Annotated in this window: 16 protein-coding genes; 8 read left to right on the top strand and 8 right to left on the bottom strand. The window is 69.9% G+C overall.

Translation table 11 applies throughout. The features are described 5' to 3' along the window. Window positions 1-11 precede the first annotated feature (11 nt). Together ACZ58V_RS03485 and ACZ58V_RS03480 are read left to right on the top strand one after the other, a co-directional pair. Entirely contained in the window at window positions 12-473 is a 462-nt protein-coding gene (locus ACZ58V_RS03485) for a GNAT family N-acetyltransferase (RefSeq protein ID WP_471288098.1), read from the top strand. 20 nt (window positions 474-493) lie between these two features. Further along, complete coding sequence (locus ACZ58V_RS03480) at window positions 494-1312, top strand: class I SAM-dependent methyltransferase (protein ID WP_468187636.1); 819 nt, start codon at window positions 494-496, stop codon at window positions 1310-1312. On the opposite strand, the gene ACZ58V_RS03475 is transcribed toward ACZ58V_RS03480, so the two are convergent. Continuing rightward, a complete protein-coding gene (locus tag ACZ58V_RS03475) occupies window positions 1313-2464 on the bottom strand; it encodes a winged helix DNA-binding domain-containing protein (RefSeq protein WP_471288097.1) in 1152 nt (383 codons plus the stop codon). Between the two features lie 754 nt (window positions 2465-3218). Between ACZ58V_RS03475 and ACZ58V_RS03470 the strand changes: the two genes are divergently transcribed. The 4 genes from ACZ58V_RS03470 (at window position 3219) to ACZ58V_RS03455 (ending at window position 8220) form a co-directional block, all read left to right on the top strand. Continuing rightward, window positions 3219-3992 carry an isoprenyl transferase gene (locus ACZ58V_RS03470; protein ID WP_189722993.1) on the top strand — a complete coding sequence of 258 codons (774 nt, stop codon included), beginning with the start codon at window positions 3219-3221 and terminating at the stop codon, window positions 3990-3992. 388 nt (window positions 3993-4380) lie between these two features. Further along, window positions 4381-5706: a PhoH family protein gene (locus tag ACZ58V_RS03465; RefSeq protein WP_468187641.1), complete on the top strand. Its 1326-nt coding sequence runs from the start codon at window positions 4381-4383 to the stop codon at window positions 5704-5706. A 420-nt stretch (window positions 5707-6126) separates the two neighbouring features. Beyond that, window positions 6127-6816 (top strand): aggregation-promoting factor C-terminal-like domain-containing protein, encoded by a 690-nt coding sequence (locus ACZ58V_RS03460; protein WP_468187643.1) that lies wholly within the window; start codon window positions 6127-6129, stop codon window positions 6814-6816. Window positions 6817-6903: 87 nt separating this feature from the next. Beyond that, complete coding sequence (locus ACZ58V_RS03455; protein WP_471288094.1) at window positions 6904-8220, top strand: AI-2E family transporter; 1317 nt, start codon at window positions 6904-6906, stop codon at window positions 8218-8220. Window positions 8221-8316: 96 nt separating this feature from the next. On the opposite strand, the gene ACZ58V_RS03450 is transcribed toward ACZ58V_RS03455, so the two are convergent. After that, the gene (locus ACZ58V_RS03450; RefSeq protein WP_215118847.1) at window positions 8317-8850 is read right to left on the bottom strand and encodes an alkyl hydroperoxide reductase; all 534 of its coding nucleotides are present in this window, start codon (window positions 8848-8850) and stop codon (window positions 8317-8319) included. A 6-nt stretch (window positions 8851-8856) separates the two neighbouring features. Beyond that, window positions 8857-9411 carry a peroxiredoxin gene (locus ACZ58V_RS03445; RefSeq protein WP_189722998.1) on the bottom strand — a complete coding sequence of 185 codons (555 nt, stop codon included), beginning with the start codon at window positions 9409-9411 and terminating at the stop codon, window positions 8857-8859. Window positions 9412-9550: 139 nt separating this feature from the next. Between ACZ58V_RS03445 and ACZ58V_RS03440 the strand changes: the two genes are divergently transcribed. Then, window positions 9551-10495, top strand: coding sequence for a LysR substrate-binding domain-containing protein (locus ACZ58V_RS03440; protein WP_468188284.1), 945 nt, complete (start codon window positions 9551-9553; stop codon window positions 10493-10495). 33 nt (window positions 10496-10528) lie between these two features. Here ACZ58V_RS03440 and ACZ58V_RS03435 read toward each other — a convergent pair whose 3' ends face one another. The 5 genes from ACZ58V_RS03435 to ACZ58V_RS03415 form a co-directional block, all read right to left on the bottom strand. Next, entirely contained in the window at window positions 10529-12868 is a 2340-nt protein-coding gene (locus tag ACZ58V_RS03435; RefSeq protein ID WP_471288092.1) for an ABC transporter permease, read from the bottom strand. Continuing rightward, entirely contained in the window at window positions 12865-13554 is a 690-nt protein-coding gene (locus ACZ58V_RS03430) for an ABC transporter ATP-binding protein (RefSeq protein WP_471288089.1), read from the bottom strand. The genes ACZ58V_RS03435 and ACZ58V_RS03430 overlap by 4 nt, the downstream gene beginning before the upstream one ends. Then, window positions 13551-14075 (bottom strand): PadR family transcriptional regulator, encoded by a 525-nt coding sequence (locus tag ACZ58V_RS03425; protein ID WP_382831549.1) that lies wholly within the window; start codon window positions 14073-14075, stop codon window positions 13551-13553. The genes ACZ58V_RS03430 and ACZ58V_RS03425 overlap by 4 nt, the downstream gene beginning before the upstream one ends. Before the next feature lie 139 nt (window positions 14076-14214). After that, window positions 14215-14475: a type II toxin-antitoxin system antitoxin gene (locus ACZ58V_RS03420; RefSeq protein WP_468187652.1), complete on the bottom strand. Its 261-nt coding sequence runs from the start codon at window positions 14473-14475 to the stop codon at window positions 14215-14217. Beyond that, window positions 14472-15407 carry an SPFH domain-containing protein gene (locus ACZ58V_RS03415; RefSeq protein WP_189723004.1) on the bottom strand — a complete coding sequence of 312 codons (936 nt, stop codon included), beginning with the start codon at window positions 15405-15407 and terminating at the stop codon, window positions 14472-14474. Before ACZ58V_RS03415 ends, ACZ58V_RS03420 begins: the two co-directional genes overlap by 4 nt. A 261-nt stretch (window positions 15408-15668) precedes the next feature. Between ACZ58V_RS03415 and ACZ58V_RS03410 the strand changes: the two genes are divergently transcribed. Then, complete coding sequence (locus ACZ58V_RS03410) at window positions 15669-17954, top strand: transglycosylase domain-containing protein (protein WP_471288088.1); 2286 nt, start codon at window positions 15669-15671, stop codon at window positions 17952-17954. The last annotated feature ends 6 nt before the right edge of the window (window positions 17955-17960 follow it).

Genomic DNA, 17960 nt, shown 5'->3' with positions numbered 1-17960 from the left:
ACACTCCGGGCATGAGTGATGAAGACGTGGACGTGCGGCTGCGAGCTGTCGTGGAAGCCGATCTGGAGTTCTTCCTGGCGTACGAGCATGATCCGGAAGCCGTCCGGCGGTCGAGGTTCACGCCCCGGCCGCGCGACGCGTTCATGCGGCACTGGAAAACCAAGGTCCTCGGGGACGACACCGTCTTCGTGCGGACCGTGACCGTGGACGGCGAGGTCGCCGGCAGCGTCGTCGCCTGGTGGGACGGGGACCGCCGCTTCCTCGGGTACTGGCTCGGACGCCCGCACTGGGGACGCGGCATCGGCAGCCGGGCCCTGGCCCTCTTCCTGGAGCGGGAGCAGAACCGGCCGCTGTACGCCGACCCCTTCAGTGGGAACGCCGGCTCCGTTCGTCTCCTGGAGAAGCAGGGCTTCCGACGTGACGGTGTCGTCCGGCACGGAGACGACGAGCATGTCGTGCTCGTCCTGTCGTGATCGGGAGAAGGAGAGGGAGAGTGGCGCCGGAGCATCCGAAACCGCACCGCACCTTCGAGGACCTCGTCGCCGAAGGGGCCTCCGTCCCCACGGAGGGATGGGACTTCTCCTGGTTCGAGGGGCGGGCCACCGAGGCGCGGCCGTCCTGGGGCTATGCGACGTCGATGGCCGGACGGCTGGGGCAGGCGAGTGCCCTGCTCGACATCCAGACCGGGGGAGGGGAAGTCCTCGACTTCGCCCTTGCTCATACGACGCCCTCCCCGCCCCGGCTCGCCGTCGCCACCGAGGGCTGGCCGCCCAACGTCGCCAAGGCGACCGCCCTGCTCCGGCCGCGCGGAGTCGCGGTCGTCGCCGCCCCCGAGGACGCCCCGCTGCCCTTCGCCGACGGCGCCTTCGACCTGGTTGTGAGCCGGCATCCCGTCCGCCCGCACTGGGGCGAGATCGCCCGGGTCCTCCAGCCCGGAGGGACCTATTTCGCCCAGCACGTCGGGCCGGCCAGCGTCTTCGAACTCGTCGAGTACTTTCTCGGTCCCCAGCCGGACGCCGTGCGCGGCGGACGGCGTCCCGACCGTGAGCGTGCCGACGCCGAGGCCGCCGGGCTCGACATCGTCGATCTGCGGGCGGAGCGGCTGCGGATGGAGTTCCACGACATCGCCGCGGTCGTGCACTTCCTGCGCAAGGTCGTCTGGATGGTGCCCGGCTTCACCGTCGAGGCGTACGAGCCGCAGCTCCGCGCGCTGCACGAGCGGATCCGGGCCGAGGGGCCCTTCGTCGCCCACAGCACCCGCCACCTCTTCGACGCCCGCAAGCCGGACTCACCCGCTCCCCGCCGCCCCTGATCACGCGTGCGGCCCCACCGTCACCTTCCCCACCACCAACTCGGCCGTCGCCTCCAGCACCTCGCCCACCCGCTCCGCCTGCTCGCCCAGCTCCCGTTCCTGCCGTGCCGTCAGCCGGCCGAGCGGCTCGACCGTGACGGTCGTACGACGGCCCCGGCGCCGCTGGTGCCACACCCCCGCCGCCACACCGTCGACGAGCAGCACCGGATAGTTGCCCGCCTGGCCGCCCGCGAGGGCGCGCCGGTACGCCTCCCCGGGGAACAGCCGCTCGCGGGGCTGCCCGGCGATGACGTACGCGTCGAAGTAGGGGAGCAGCCGCACACCCCGTGCGGGCCCGTCCGGGAAGTCGGTGTCACCCGCCGCCACCCACGCCGGTGTCCCCTCGAAGTCGACCTTCTCGACGCGGTCCGCGGCGGCCAGCTCTTCGAACAGGGTGGTGGCCCAGCCGGGCGGGGCCGCCAGCCACTTCGCGAAGTGCTGCGGGGTGGCCGGTCCGTAGGCGTGCAGATAGCGGCGTACGAAGGTGCCCAGCGCGTCGGCCACGGACTCCGCGCGCGGCGGGCGCGTGTACGTCGCCTTGCGACCGCGGTTCGGGCCGAAGCACAGCGTGCCCGCCCAGCCCGCCCGGTGCATCACCTGCTGCCAGCGCGGCCACAGGTCCTGGAACGCCGGCATCACCCGGTCACCGGCCCACGGGCCCGTACGGGCGACGATCTCCTCGGTCAGCTCGTCGAGGATCAGACACCTGCCGTCGAGCGCGTCGCCGATCGCCGTCACGACCCGGCCGGCCTGCTCCTCGGTGAGCCGTACGTCGGGCGGGAACGGGCTCGGCCCGGTCGGAACCGCCGTCAGGGCGGCGCACCAGAGGGGGAGTTCACGCGCCGGGAGCAGATGTACCGTGCCGCGCGGGCCGTACGTCTTGATCAGGGACCGGTCGTCCCAGAGTGCCGTCCGTACGTCCGCCCGCGTCAGCCCGGCCGTCCGCACCCCGACCGAGACCTCGGCCGCGGACAGCACCTGCGCGTGCGCGCCCGCCATCGCGCCGACCACCTCGGCGACAGGCGAGCCGCTCTCGGCCGGCCTGGCCAGGAACTGCCGCTCCGCCCGCCGTGCGCTCGCGGCGTCCCATGTGATCCTCACGGTCGTCGTCATGGAGCGACGTTAGGTGCGAATGAGGACAGAATCTGTCCTCTTGTGTCCCCGCGGGTGGGTCACTCCTTTCACTCACTCCACTTGCGCAACTTCCGTCGATGTTGTTCACATCGTTATCGCTCGCGGCTCGCCTTCGGTGCCGCCGCTCGCGTAAGTTCAGACCAAGGTAATTCGCGTCAGCAAAGCTGCGCGGGCGGTACCGCGCAGTGGAGGGGGCTGCGCGGTGCCAGGGCCTCCCTGTTGAGGCGGCGACGAGGCCGCGCCGGGGTCAAGGCGGCGTTCGCGGCCGAGTCACCCGTCGGAGGGACGCCGGAGACAAGTCGCCGAGCGGGCCCCAAGGTGCGTCAAATCCCCCAGGCCCTGCCCGGGGGCCCGATTTTGCTGCGTATCGGCCGTGTTTCAGTCAAGAACAAGCCATGAGTGAGGGCCTCCGCGGGCATCGCCCCGTCGTCGGGTGGCTCCGGAGAGTAGTTGTGGCACGCCGATGCACGCAGCATCACTCACGAAGGGTTATGGTGGAAACCCCCCCTCGGGCCGGTCCGTCTCCCCCCCACGGACCGGCCCGATTTTTTCTGTGCGGGGCGGGCCGGAAACACCGGCCGGAATTCTTCGTTCCGCACCCATGGGCGGCCCGCGGACGCGGCAGGGGTAGGCTTCGCCTCCGGGGACTGCCGCACGGGCAGGGACCGCCCGCGGCCACGACCCGGCCGCACATCGCGGCCTGTCCGATCCTTACGGAGGGGCTGACAATCACGTGAACCTGCGCGACAAGCTGCGTGGCCTGCTGGTCAGGCTGTACGCACGCCGGGTGGAAGGTCACCTGGACCACGCTCAGGTGCCCAAGCACATCGGCGTCATCATGGACGGCAACCGGCGCTGGGCGAAGGCCGCCGGTTCCAGCACGGTCGACGGTCACCGGGCCGGTGCCGGAAAGATCGAGGAGTTCCTCGGCTGGTGCAGTGAGACCGATGTCGAGGTCGTGACCCTCTGGCTGTTGTCCACGGACAACTTCGACCGGCCGCAGGACGAGCTCGGTCCGCTGCTCGGCATCATCGAGGACGTCGTGCGCACCCTGGCCGCCGACGGCCGCTGGCGTGTGCACCACGTGGGCACCCCCGACCTGCTGCCCTCCGGGATGCAGACGGTCCTGAAGGAAGCCGAGGAGACCACCGCGCACGTCGACGGGATACTGGTCAACGTCGCCATCGGCTACGGCGGCCGCCAGGAGATCGCCTACGCCGTGCGCTCCATGCTGCTCGACGCTCAGGAGAAGGGCACCTCGATGGAGGAGCTCGCCGAGGCCGTCGACACCGACATGATCGGGCGTCACCTCTACACGAGCGACCAGCCCGACCCCGACCTGGTGATCCGCACCAGCGGTGAGCAGCGGCTGTCCGGATTCATGCTCTGGCAGACCGCACACTCCGAGTACTACTTCTGCGACGTCTTCTGGCCGGCCTTCCGCAAGGTCGACTTCCTCCGCGCCATGCGCGACTACGCCGCCCGCCACCGGCGCTTCGGCGGCTGAGCCGTACAACGCTGAACGTTTCAGAGGTGCCGTACGCCGCCCGGCAGAGGCCCGGGCACCGCGGTCACCGCACGTCGCAACACGTCCCGGTACCCCTCCGAAGACGCACGTAACACGGAGTTCACCGGCTCGCCGTCATATGCCGTGGCATGGCGAAGCTCGTTCGAGGGCATAAGCCTGTCAGGTCGACGCCCGAACCACGGGTGTCGGATCTCAGCGGACGGCACGGGGCCGTCCGCCCGGGAGGCCCTTTGCACCAGCCCGATCGTGCGGTCACAGCACGGACGAAGAGGCGGAGGGCCGGTTCTCGGCCCGTGCAGGGCGGCCGACGACCGGTCCAGCTCCACTCCGTCGCTCCCCGACCTCATCCGAGGGGGTACGTCCTTCCGTGGTGACCAGCACAAAGCGCCACAAGCCCGACCGGCGCACCTATGTTCTCGACACCAGCGTCCTGCTGGCCGACCCGAACGCCCTGAGCCGCTTCGACGAGCACGAGGTCGTGCTTCCCATCGTCGTGGTGACGGAACTGGAGGCCAAGCGGAACCATCCCGAACTCGGCTACTTCGCCCGGCAGGCCCTGCGCCTGCTCGACGACTACCGGGTGCGCTACGGCCGCCTCGACGCCCCCATCCCGACCGGGGACCTCGGCGGGACCGTCCGTGTCGAGCTCAACCACTCGGACCCCAGCGTGCTGCCCAGCGGCTACCGCCTGGGGGACAACGACTCCCGCATCCTCGCGGTCGCCCGCAACCTGCAGGCCGAGGGGTTCGACGTCACCGTCGTGTCCAAGGACCTCCCGCTCAGGATTAAGGCGTCGTCCGTGGGTCTCCTCGCCGAGGAGTACCGCGCGGAACTCGCCATCACGGACTCCTCCGGCTGGACCGGAATGTCCGAACTGACCCTGCCCGGCGAGCAGGTGGACATCCTCTTCGAGGAGGGGCACGTCTACGTCCCCGAGGCCGCCGATCTCCCGGTGCACACGGGCCTGACCATCCAGTCGGAGCGCGGCAAGGCGCTCGGCCGGGTCACGCCCGAGGGCAACATCCGTGTCGTACGCGGGGATCGGGAGGCGTTCGGCATCAAGGGCCGCAGCGCCGAGCAGCGCATCGCGCTCGATCTGCTGCTCGATCCGGACGTCGGGATCGTCTCCATGGGCGGCCGGGCCGGCACCGGAAAGTCGGCACTGGCGCTGTGCGCGGGCCTGGAGGCCGTGCTGGAGCGGCGTCAGCACCAGAAGGTGATGGTCTTCCGTCCGCTGTACGCGGTGGGAGGGCAGGAGCTCGGCTATCTGCCCGGCTCCGAGGCGGAGAAGATGAGCCCCTGGGCGCAGGCCGTCTTCGACACGCTGTCGGCGGTCACCAGCCGGGAGGTCATCGAGGAGGTCACCGCGCGCGGGATGCTGGAGGTCCTGCCGCTCACCCATATCCGCGGCCGCTCGCTGCACGACGCGTTCGTGATCGTGGACGAGGCGCAGTCACTGGAAAGGAATGTGCTTCTTACCGTTCTGTCCCGGATCGGGGCCAATTCGCGGGTGGTTCTCACCCATGACGTGGCCCAGCGGGACAACCTCAGGGTCGGCCGGTACGACGGTGTCGTCGCCGTCGTCGAGAAGCTGAAGGGGCATCCGCTCTTCGCGCACGTGACCCTGAACCGGTCCGAGAGGTCCCAGATCGCTGCCCTTGTGACCGAAATGCTCGAAGACGGGCAGATCTGACCGCCCTGCCCCAAGCGGTGGTGGTTACGCAGTAGTTGGCGCCGTCCGGAAAGGCGAAGAGCCTAGCCGGGCGGCGCCTTCGCGCGTGACGGTTTCCGTGAATCCCCTGGGTCAAACGGGATGTGAGCTTTCACACGGCACACAGAATTGCCTTGCCCCGCCGTGTTACGGCAGAGTCTCACTCCTGTCAGGCCCCGCATACGACACACCTGTACCCCCAGCGGTACGGCACCACAAAAGCATCAGCATCAACTGCATAGCGTTGTCGTATGCCGCCCGCGCACCACGCGGCACTCCCTCCCGAGGGAGTTGCCCACCGGGCCCGCGCCTCCCGTGACCCGTTAGTTGGGGAGGCCAGTGTCAAGGGCACGATTGCGTCCGCGAGGGTCACCGAAGCGGGCGATGCTGGAAGGAAACCGTGTGAGCCGGATCTCGGTCCGGGGATTCGCAGTGGCTTCGGCCACGGCGGTCACCGCTGTTGGAAGCGTCGTCGGCGTTGCCTCGGGCAGCACCGCGCAGAACAACGACGCCGAAGCGACGGCAAACGGCACCACGTTGCTCGCGGACATCCCCTCGGGCCAGCAGGCCCAGGTGCAGACCGCCTCGCTGACGCAGCAGGCCGACGTGCAGGCCATCGCCGCCGATGTGAGCGCGAAGAAGGACGCCGAGGAGGCCGCCCGCAAGGCTGCCGCCGAGACGGCGATCGCGAAGAAGGAGGCCGCCGAGAAGGCGGCGAAGGAGGCCAAGGAGCGCGCGGAGGCCAAGAAGGCCGCCAGCCGTTCCAAGGACATCTCCGACATCCCCGTCGCGAGCTCCTACTCGATCGCGCAGATCCAGGCGATGGCGCGGCAGATCGTGCCCTCCGGTCAGTTCCAGTGCTTCAGCAACATCGTGGACCACGAGTCCGACTGGAACTACAAGGCGGTCAACCCCTCCTCCGGCGCCTACGGCATGTTCCAGGCACTGCCCGGCACCAAGATGTCCTCCGCCGGCGCCGACTGGCGGACCAACCCGGCCACCCAGATCAAGTGGGGCCTCGGCTACATGAACGACCGCTACGGCAGCCCGTGTGACGCCTGGTCGTTCTGGCAGGCCAACAACTGGTACTGAGCCACCCGGCCTTCGGGCCGCTGTCATCCTCAGCGTGAGCCCCACACCGTCGTTCGGTGTGGGGCTCGCGCCATGTACGGTCGGATCATGTCGCGAGTGCCAGGGTGGCTCGGCCGGCTCGGCGCCGGACTGACCGAGATGAGCGAGCAGTGGAACGAGCGCCGCGCCGAGGCCGAACGGGAGCGCGGCGAAGCCGAGTCCCGCACGGCGGCCGACGAGTACGTGCCGCCGCCCCCGGACTACGCGCCCGACGTTCCCGCCCGCCCCGATCCCGCGCTGGCCGTGCCGTGGGGGGTGCGGGTCGCGGCGGAGGCCGCCTGGCGGCTGCTCATCCTCGCGGCCAGCCTGTGGGTGCTGATGCGGGTCATCAGCGCCGTCCAGCTGGTGGTGCTGGCGTTCGTGAGCGCGCTGCTGATCACCGCGCTGCTCCATCCGACCGTGGGCAGGCTGCGGCGGCTCGGAGTGCCGCGCGGGCCGGCCACCGCGCTGACCGCGATCCTCGGCTTCGTCATCATGGGACTGATCGGCTGGTTCGTGACCTGGCAGGTCATGGAGAACATCGACGACCTCTCGGGCCAGATCCAGGACGGCATCGACGAGTTGCGGAACTGGCTGCTGAACAGCCCCTTCCACGTCACGGACAAGCAGATCAACGAGATCGCCAAGAACCTGCGTGAGGCGGTCGGCGCGAACACCGACCAGATAACCTCGGCGGGCCTGGAGGGCGTGACGGTCGTCGTCGAGGCGCTGACCGGGATCCTGCTGGCGGTCTTCTCCACCCTGTTCCTGCTCTACGACGGCAAGCGGATCTGGGAGTGGACGCTGAAGCTGGTTCCGGCGGCGGCGCGGCCGGGAGTGGCCGGGGCCGGGCCGGCGGCGTGGCGGACGCTGACGGCGTATGTGCGGGGCACGGTGATCGTCGCGCTGATCGACGCGATCTTCATCGGCCTGGGGATCTACTTCCTCGATGTGCCGATGGCCGTGCCGCTGGCGGTGTTCATCTTCCTGTTCGCGTTCATCCCGCTGGTGGGCGCCGTGGTGTCCGGGGCGCTGGCCGTGGTGGTCGCGCTGGTCACCCAGGGGGTGTTCACGGCGGTCATGACGCTGGCGGTGGTGCTCGCGGTGCAGCAGATCGAGGGCCACATCCTGCAGCCGTTCATCCTCGGGCGGGCGGTGCGGGTGCATCCGCTCGCGGTGGTGCTGTCCGTCGCGTGCGGGGGGATGGTGGCCGGGATCGGCGGTGCGGTGGTCGCCGTGCCGCTGGTCGCGGTGACGAACACGGTGGCCGGCTATCTGCGGTCGTATTCACGGGAGTCGGCGCTACGGCATTCGGTACGGCCGCGGGGTGCCACGGCGGTGAGCGCCGAGCCGCCTGCCCCGGCCCCGGCCCCGCCGACGGAGTAGCCAAGCCGGAAGAGCGAGAACAGGGCCCCGTCCACCATGCCCAGGGGACGGGGCCCTGCAGTTCATTGCCCGAGGTTCATCGCTCGCGGCGGGGAGTTACTCCGCCAGGACCGCCTCGGCGTCCAGCGTCACGCCGACCGCCTGGATCACGGACGCGATCTTGAAGGACTCCTGGATGACGTCGCGGTCGATGCCGGCCTTGCGCAGGACCTGCTCGTGCGAGTCGAGGCACATGCCGCAGCCGTTGATGGCGGAGACCGCGAAGGACCAGAGCTCGAAGTCGACCTTGTCGACGCCCGGGTTGCCGATGACGTTCATCCGCAGGCCCGCGCGCAGGGTGCCGTACTCGTGGTCCGAGAGCAGGTGACGCGTGCGGTAGAAGACGTTGTTCATCGCCATCACCGCGGCCGCGGCCTTCGCCGCCGTGTAGGCCTCCGGCGACAGGTTCGCCTTCGCCTCAGGCTCCAGCTCGCGCAGCACGATCGGGGAGCGCGAGGCGATGGCCGTGGCCAGCACCGTGCCCCACAACTGCTGGGCCGGCAGGTCGGAGTTGCCGATGACCGAGCCCAGGTTGAGCTTCAGGTCCTTGGCGTAGTCCGGTATCGCGGACTTCAGGTTGTCGAGGGACATCTCAGATCACTCCCCGGACAGCAGCGCGACGGGGTCGAGCGTCTCGTCGCCCTTGCTCCAGTTGCAGGGGCACAGCTCGTCGGTCTGCAGGGCGTCGAGGACCCGCAGGACCTCCTTCGGGTTACGGCCGACCGAACCCGCGGTCACCATCGAGAACTGGATCTCGTTGTTCTGGTCCACGATGAACACCGCGCGCTTGGCGAAGCCGTCCTCGCCCTCGATGCCGAGGTCCCGCATGAGCTCGTGCTTGGAGTCGGCCATCATCGGGAAGGGCAGGTCACGCAGGTCGTCGTGGTCCTTGCGCCAGGCGTGGTGAACGAACTCGGAGTCGCCGGAGAAGCCGAGGACCTGCGCGTCGCGGTCGGCGAACTCCTCGTTCAGCTTGCCGAAGGCGGCGATCTCGGTCGGGCACACGAAGGTGAAGTCCTTGGGCCAGGCGAAGACGACCTTCCACTGACCCTCGTAGGTCTTGTGGTTGATCTGCTCGAACTCCGCGCCCTTCTCCAGCGAGACGCAGGCGGTCAGGTCGAACTCGGGGAACTTGTCACCGACGGTGAGCACACACTCTCCTTGCAGCGAAGAAACACCCGGATTGCGGGTGTTTCCCATGGGTTGGACTGTGTTGATGTTGGCACAGCCTCGATTGATTACGGAAATAGCTACACTCGGTCGGGTTGATCGGAGGTAGTTATCAGTGACTGTGGGTAATAAGCGCAGGCAGCCCAGCCTCGCCCAGCTGCGTGCCTTCGCGGCCGTGGCCGAGCATCTGCACTTCCGGGACGCCGCCGGGGCGATCGGCATGAGCCAGCCCGCTCTCTCGGGTGCCGTCTCGGCGCTGGAGGAGACACTCGGAGTGACGCTCCTGGAGCGTACGACGCGCAAGGTGCTGCTCTCGCCCGAGGGCGAGCGGATCGCCGTACGGGCCAAGGCGGTGCTGGGCGAGGTGGGCGCTCTGCTGGAGGAGGCCGAGGCGGCGCGGGCCCCGTTCACCGGGGTGCTGCGGCTCGGGGTGATTCCGACGGTGGCGCCCTATCTGCTGCCCACGGTCCTCAGGCTCGTCCACGAACGGTATCCGCACCTCGACCTCCAGGTGCACGAGGAGCAGACCACCAGCCTGCTCGACGGTCTCACCAGCGGGCGGCTCGACCTGCTGCTGCTCGCGGTGCCGCTCGGCGTCCCGGGCGTGAGCGAACTGCCGCTCTTCGACGAGGACTTCGTGCTCGTCACCCCGCTCGACCACTGGCTCGGCGGGCGCGAGGGCATTCCGCGGGAGGCGCTGCGCGAGCTGAACCTGCTGCTGCTGGACGAGGGGCACTGCCTGCGCGACCAGGCCCTCGACATCTGCCGGGAGGCCGGCCGCGACGATGTGCCGGTCACCACGACCGCCGCCGGGCTGTCCACACTGGTGCAGCTCGTCGCCGGCGGGCTCGGTGTCACGCTGCTGCCGCGCACCGCCCTCACGGTCGAGACCTCCCGCAGCGACCAGCTCCTCACCGGGTACTTCGCCGACCCGGCCCCCACCCGCCGGATCGCCCTGGCGATGCGGGCGGGGGCGGCGCGCGGCGCCGAGTACGAGGAACTGGCGGCGGCCCTGCGCCAGGCACTGCGGCCGCTGTCCGTACGGGTGGTCGGCGAGGACGCCTGACCGGCCCGTACGGACAGCGGCCCGTACGCGGACCTACTCGGTCCGCAGACCGTCCGGCCGCATCAGCTTCCACAGCGGCGGCAGGCTCAGCAGGGTCACCACCAGGACGACCCCCGCGCCGATGCCGGTCATCGACAGCACGCTCGGCCAGTCCACGCGGATGGAGGTGTCCGTCATCCGCAGCAGGACCGCGCCCAGGGCCATGCCCACCGTCGCGGCGAGCAGCAGGCCGAGACCGATCGGGATCGCCGTCTGCCACAGCACCGACAGGCTGAGGGTGCGGCGCCGGGTGCCGAAGGCGACCAGCGACGACAGCAGCTTGCGGCGTTCGCGCAACTGCTCCAGCTGGGAGACCAGCAGGCTCGCCCCGATCAGCGCCAGCACGGCCGCGGCGCCGACGGACAGGCCGGTGCGGATGGTGGCGTAGCGCTCGTTGCTCTCGATGCTCTGCCAGGTCATGGGCTGGGAGACCGGGTCGAGACGCGCGGCCGTGTTGCGCACGTACTCCTGCGCGTCCGGCACGGAGCTGTCGAGGCTCAGGTAGAGCTGCCCCGAGGCGAAAGACCCGAGGTTCTCGGGCAGCGCGCCGGGCGTGATGAGGATGCCGCTGCGCCGGTACCCGGTGGGGTCCTCACGGGCCTGGACCTGACGGATGTCCTTCGGCACGGTCCAGGAGGTCCAGCGGTCGCCGGACCGGGTGGTGTCCCCGGGGTCGGCCCACAGGGTTCTGCCGGGCTTGGCCAGCCGGGCGGTGTCCGAGTCGAACTCCCCGCCCTTGAGGGCGAAGACCTCACCGTCGCGGCAGGACGGCAGTGTGGCCACCTCGCGCAGCGAGGCGCAGTCGGCGACGGTGATCTGGACGTAGGCGTCCCCGTCGTCGCCACGCTGACCGGCGAGATAGCCCTCGTTCAGCGCGGTGACTTTCCGCACCCCCTCGGTGTCGCGGAACTCCCCGGCCGCTGTGGCGAGCTCGGCATCCCGCGGCGCCTGCACCTGCATCTGGGCCCGGGAGACGTCGTACCGCGACTGCTGGGTGTAGCTGCCCTCCACTCCGGCGAACAGCATCTGCAGGGCGATCGCGCCCGCCACGGCCACCGCGATGCCGTTGACCATGCGGGCCGCCGTGCCGCTACTCAACTGCAGCCTGCGCACGGCCAGTTGCCAGGCGATCCCGCCGGAGCCGAGCCGGGCGACGACCGTCTCCACGATCCAGGGCAGCAGGGCCGTGACGCCGACCAGCAGCAGGACGACTCCGCCGACGACGAGGTACTGGTTGAAGGATCCGCCGTCGCGGCCCTGCCCGACCATGGGCAGGAGCATCGCGAGCCCGCCCACCGGCAGCAGCAGCCGCCACCACAGCCGGCGGCGCGCCGGCTTGGCCGTGCGCACCACGCCGAGCGGCTCGATGACCACCCCGCGCAGGGCGAAGAGGGTCACCAGCACGGCGGCCGTCGGCACCGCCACCGCGACCAGCGCGGCCAGCAGGGGAGAGGGGTTCAGATAGCTCGGGAACACACTGACGTGGAACACCTCGGCGGAGGCTGCCAGCTGCCGCCCGAGCAGGAAGAACCCGGTGCCGAGGACGAGTCCCAGCACCGATCCGGCCAGCGCCTCGCCTGCGGCGATCCGCCGCGTCATCCGGCTGTCGGAGCCGACCAGCCGCAGTGCCGCGAGCCTGCGGTCGCGCCGCTCGCCGCCGAACCGCACGGCCGCGGCGATGAACACGGCGACCGGCATCAGCAGCACCACGAAGACGACCAGGACCAGCAGGAGCAGTACCGGGTCCCAGGGGTCGGACGACCTCAGGTCCCGGTTGCCGAAGCTTTCGATCCGGGCCCCGCTGGTGTGCTCGAGCTGGTCCGCGAGCCCCTTGCCGCCCGCGAAGTAGGCGAGTTCCTGGGAGCCGACGAGCCCCTGCTCGCCGATGGTGCCCGTGACCCGGTAGTCCAGCCGGTCCCGCAGCAGCTTCCCCTCACCGGAGGCGAGCAGCTCCTTCAGCGCGGGGGAGACGACCATCTCGCCCGCCGCGGGAAACTCCGAGACGCCCGGCGGCAGCGGGGCCTTCGGACCCTCCGGCTCCAGCAGACGCCCGCGGACGTCCAGATCGCGGAAGGTGGTGTCCGTGTCCAGGACGACCAGGGTGTTGTCGGCCTTCGGTATCTTCTGCTGGCTGAAGGTGTGGTCGCTGCGCGCCTCCTCGCGCCGGTCCCGCTCCGCCAGCGCGTTCGGGATGGCGGTGGTGAGCAGCAGCAGCGCCACGCCGAGCCCGACGCCGACGGCCGTGAGCAGCGCCCGGGTCCAGCCCTCGCGTCCGCCGGCGAAGGCGTACCGGGTGCCCATCGCCAGGTCCCGGCTCCACTGCCGTGCGCTCATACGACGCGCTCCATGTCCCGGGACTTCCCGTCCCGTACGACGATCTCGCGGTCGGAGTAGGCGGCGACCCGGGCCTCGTGCGTGACGAGCACCACGGCCGCGTTGGTGGACCGGGCTGCTTCGGTGAGCAGTTCCATCACGCGTTCGCCGTTGAGCGAGTCGAGCGCGCCGGTCGGCTCGTCGGCGAAGATCACCCGCGGGTTCGTCACCAGCGAGCGGGCGACGGCGACGCGCTGTCCCTGACCGCCGGACACCTCGCCGGGCCGCTTCTTGCGCAGCTCGTCGACCTCGAGACGCTCCATCCAGGCCAGCGCGGTCCGCTCGGCCTCCTTGCGGGGCGACCCGTTCAGACGCAGCGGGAGCGCGACGTTCTCCACACAGGTCAGCTCGGGCACCAGCTGGCCGAACTGGAAGACGAACCCGAAATCGGAGCGCCGGAGCGCACTGCGCTCGGCGTCGCTCATCGAGGTCACCTCGCGCCCGTGGTACGTGATCGACCCGGAGTCGGGCGGCACGATTCCGGCGAGGCAGTGCAGCAGCGTGGACTTGCCGGACCCGGAGGGGCCCATGATGGCGACGACCTCGCCGGGGTGGATGGAGAACTCGGCGCCGTCGAGCGCGGTGGTCGGGCCGTACGCCTTGCGCAGGTCCTGCGCGGTGAGCAGTGAACCAGCGGGGATGGTCATCGGGCCACCGCCTCACGGAGCTTGTCCAGACGCGCCGCGGTCAGTTCCAGCCAGCGCAGGTCGGCCTCCAGGTGGAACAGGGCGTGGTCGCAGATGAGCTGGTCGGCCAGGTCGCCCTTGCGCTTGCGGTCGGTGAGGATCCGCATGCTGCGCAGATGCTCGGAGCGCTGGGTGTCGAGGATGTCGGCGGCGTCGCGGTGGGTGAGCAGCGCGAGGACGACCTTGGTGTAGAGGGTCGACTGGAGGTACGGCTCCGGCTTCTCCGGCGTGGCGAGCCAGCGTTCGACGTCGGTGATGCCGGCCTCGGTGATCGCGTACCGCTTGCGCTCGGGCCCGTCGCCCGCCTCGATGCCGTCGACCTCGACGAGCCCGTTCTTCAGCAGCCGGGACATCGTCGAGTAGACCTGGCCGTAGTGGAGAGGCCGGTCGTGACCGAACTTCTCGTCGAAGGCCCGCTTCAGGTCGTAACCGTGGCGCGGGCCGGACTCCAGGAGCCCCAGAAGGGTGTGACCGATGGACATGCCAAGGACTCTACACACCGTGTATACGCCGCATGTATACGCCGGGTGTGCAGCACGTGGCGGGTGGTACGGGTGCGCAGGTCGGGCCGGGTTGTCACAGTTCTGCAACTCCCGGCCCGTCCACGATCGAGGAGGCCGTTCAGGTCGAGGGGGGTTCGGGGGCGGAGCCCCCGGGCGGCCGCCCGCGCCGGGGGATGGGCCCGGTCTCCCGCGGCAGGCGCCCCGCCTCGGCCAGCGCCTTCCGCAGCAGGAACTCGATCTGGGCGTTCGCCGACCGCAGCTCGTCCCCGGCCCACCGCGCCAGCGCCTCGTACACCGCCGGGTCCAGCCGCAGCAGCACCTGCTTGCGCTGCTGCTGCGGCCGGCGCTGAGGGCCCGGACCCTCGGGCGGCACGGTCACTGGTAGAGGGACCCGGTGTTGAGGACCGGCTGGGCGGCGCGGTCCCCGCACAGCACCACCATGAGGTTGGAGACCATGGCCGCCTTCCGCTCGGAGTCCAGCTCCACGATGTCCCGCTCGGTGATCCGGGCGATCGCGGCCTCGACCATGCCCACCGCCCCGTCCACGATCTGCCGCCGGGCCGCGACGACCGCTCCGGCCTGCTGCCGCTGGAGCATCGCCGAGGCGATCTCGGGGGCGTACGCGAGGTGCGTGAAGCGCGACTCGATGATCTGCACCCCGGCCGCCTCCACGCGCGCGTGCAGTTCGACGGCGAGCTTCTCGGTGATCTCCTCGGCGTTGCCGCGCAGCGAGAGGCCGTCCTCCTCGTGCGCGTCGTAGGGGTACTCGATGGCGATGTGCCGCACGGCCGCCTCGGTCTGGGTGGAGACGAACTCGATGTAGTCGTCCACCTCGAAGGTGGCCTGGGCGGTGTCCTCGACCCGCCACACCACGACCGCGGCGAGCTCGATCGGGTTGCCGTAGGCGTCGTTGACCTTCAGGACGGCGGTCTCGTGGTTGCGGACCCGCGTCGAGATCTTGGTGCGTGAGGTGAGCGGGTTCACCCAGCGCAGGCCGTCCTCCCGGATCGTCCCCCGGTAGCGGCCGAAGAGCTGGACGACACGGGCCTCGCCGGGGGCCACCATGTTCAGCCCGCACATGGCCAGGAACGCCGCGAGCGCGACCAGGATGCCGCCGATGATCAGGCCGGCCTTCGCGCCGGTCCCGTCCACCGCCGTGGCGGCCGCGATCAGCCCGGCACCGGCCAGCAGTCCGAGCAGGCCGAGGAGCAGGGCGAGTCCGCCGCCGATGCTGTGGGCGGTGAACTCCCGTACGCGTGGGGCCGGCATCTCGGGTACGTCGGCGGTGACCTGCGCGTCATGTGTGGACATGAGTGAATCCCCCGTTCTCTCCGCGGAGCCATCCTGCATAGCGTCCGTCTATCTAAGTGATATCACTTTATCGCGTCCTGGCAACCCTTTGGGTGTCTTGAACGTCGGTTCCGTTGGGATGGGTGCTGATTGTCACGTCCGCAAAGGGCCGGATCGGCAGCCCTATCTCTTATCTCCCGGTGTTAGCTTTCTGAGCTGACCTGAGCGGCGAACCTGTGTGACGCGTGAGCACACATGAACGAAGCGGAGCGGATCGGACCCATGGGACGAGCGGAAGAGAGACGCGCCCGACAGTGCGGTGGGCGCCGGGCGGCACCCAAGAGCCACCGTTCGTCGGCCGCGGCCGGGAAGGGCGGCATACGCAGGCTCTTCACCTGGAAGAAGCTCCTCGGCACCTTCTTCGGCCTGTGCCTGCTCGGCATGGGTGCCTTCATCGTGCTGTACATGGTGATCGACATCCCCGAGGGGAACGCCGACGCCAAGCGGCAGAGCAACATCTACAAGTACAGCGACGGCTCGATCATGGCCCGCGACGGCAAGGTCAACCGCGAGGTCGTCGACCTGTCCAGGGTCCCCAAGCAAGTCCGGCAGACCTTCGTCGCGGCCGAGAACAAGACCTTCTACAAGGACGCCGGCGTCGACCTCAAGGGCACCGCGCGCGGCGTGGTCAACACGCTCTCCGGCCGTGGCGCGCAGGGCGGTTCGACGATCACCCAGCAGTACGTCAAGAACTACTACCTGACGCAGGAACAGACCGTCTCGCGCAAGCTGAAGGAACTGGTCATCTCGCTGAAGCTGGACCGGGAGAAGTCCAAGGACTACATCCTCGCCGGCTACATCAACACCAGTTACTACGGCCGCAACGCCTACGGCATCCAGGCCGCCGCCCAGGCCTACTACCGCACCGACGCCGAGGACCTCTCGGTCGCGCAGGGCGCCTACCTCGCCGCGCTCCTCCAGGCCCCGAGCCAGTACGACTGGGCCGTCGCCTCGGAGAACGGCAAGGAGCGGGTGAAGGCCCGCTGGAACTACGTCCTGAAGAACATGGTCGAGGAGGGCTGGCTGAGCCAGTCCGAGCGTGACCGCATGAAGTTCCCGGTGCCGAAGGAGCCCAGGCCCGCCCCCGGCATGGAGGGCCAGAAGGGCTATCTGGTCAACTCGGCCAACGCGACCCTGGAGAAGCAGCTCGTCGCCGAGGGAACGGCCGGCAGCACCAAGGAAGCCGAGGCGATGGTCAACGCCGGCGGCTGGACCATCACGCTGAACATCGACAAGAAGAAGCAGGCCGCGCTGGAGAAGTCCGTCCAGCAGCAGCTGAACACCAAGCTCGACCCGGACAAGCGCAAGGTCGACGGGGATGTCCAGGCCGGTGCCGCGTCCGTGAACCCGAAGACGGGCGCAGTGGTCGCGATGTACGGCGGCACGGACTACTTCAAGCACTACATGAACAACGCCACCCGCGCCGACTACCAGCCGGCCTCTACCTTCAAGCCGGTCATCCTGGCCGCCGCCCTGGAGGAGCAGGCGAAGACGCAGGACGGCGACCCGATCGCCGCGAACACGGTCTACGACGGCACGAGCAAGCGCCAGGTCGTGGAGGACGGCAGCAAGGTCGGCTTCGCGCCCGAGAACGAGGACGACCGGAACTACGGGCCCATCAGCGTCCAGACGGCGATGAACAAGTCCGTCAACTCCGTCTTCGCACAGATGGGCGTCGACGTCGGCATGTCCGAGGTGGTGAAGGTCGCCGGCAAGCTCGGCATGGACACCGAGAACATGGAGGCCGTGCCCGCCCAGACCCTGGGCAGCATGGGCGCGAGCCCCCTGCAGATGGCCGGGGTCTACGCGACCCTCGACAACCACGGCAAGAAGGTCACCCCGTCCCTCGTGAAGTCGGCGGAGCACCTGAACCAGACGGTCACCATGCCCGACCCGGTCGGCGACCAGGTCATCAGCCCCGAGGCCGCCGACTCGGTGACCTCGGTGCTGACCGGCGTGGTCGACGACGGCACCGCCCAGGAGTCCGTGCGCGACAATCCGGCCCGCGATGGCCAGCAGGTGGCGGGCAAGACGGGTACGTCCGACAACAACAAGTCGGCCTGGTTCACCGGCTACACGCCGAACCTGGTCACCTCGGTGGGCCTGTTCGGCGAGGACGCCAAGACCCACGCGCAGGTCGCGATGTACAAGGCGGCCGGCAAGCCCCGCGTCGACGGCGGTGGCTTCCCGGCGCGGATCTGGGCGGCGTACACCTTCGGCGTCATGGGCGACATCAGCAAGTTCGACCTGGACACCCAGCAGGGCGCGGCCGTCCAGCCCACGTGGACGCCGACGCCCACGCAGTCGGAGACCGAGGAGCCCACCCAGGAGCCGACGACCGAGGAGCCGTCGTCGTCCCCGCCGCCGACGACGGAGGAGCCGAGCAGCTCGCCGCCGCCGACCCCGTCGACGTCACCGCCGACCTTCACCCCGCCGACGACCCCGGGGACGACACCGCCGACCGACGGCGACCCGTTCGACCCGGTCAAGCCGGGTGACGAGGAGTAGGAGACG

The organism is Streptomyces sp. NPDC040589 (genome assembly GCF_055594445.1).
The sequence above is the reverse complement of the archived record's forward strand: the minus strand, read 5'-3'. Positions and strand labels throughout refer to the sequence as shown.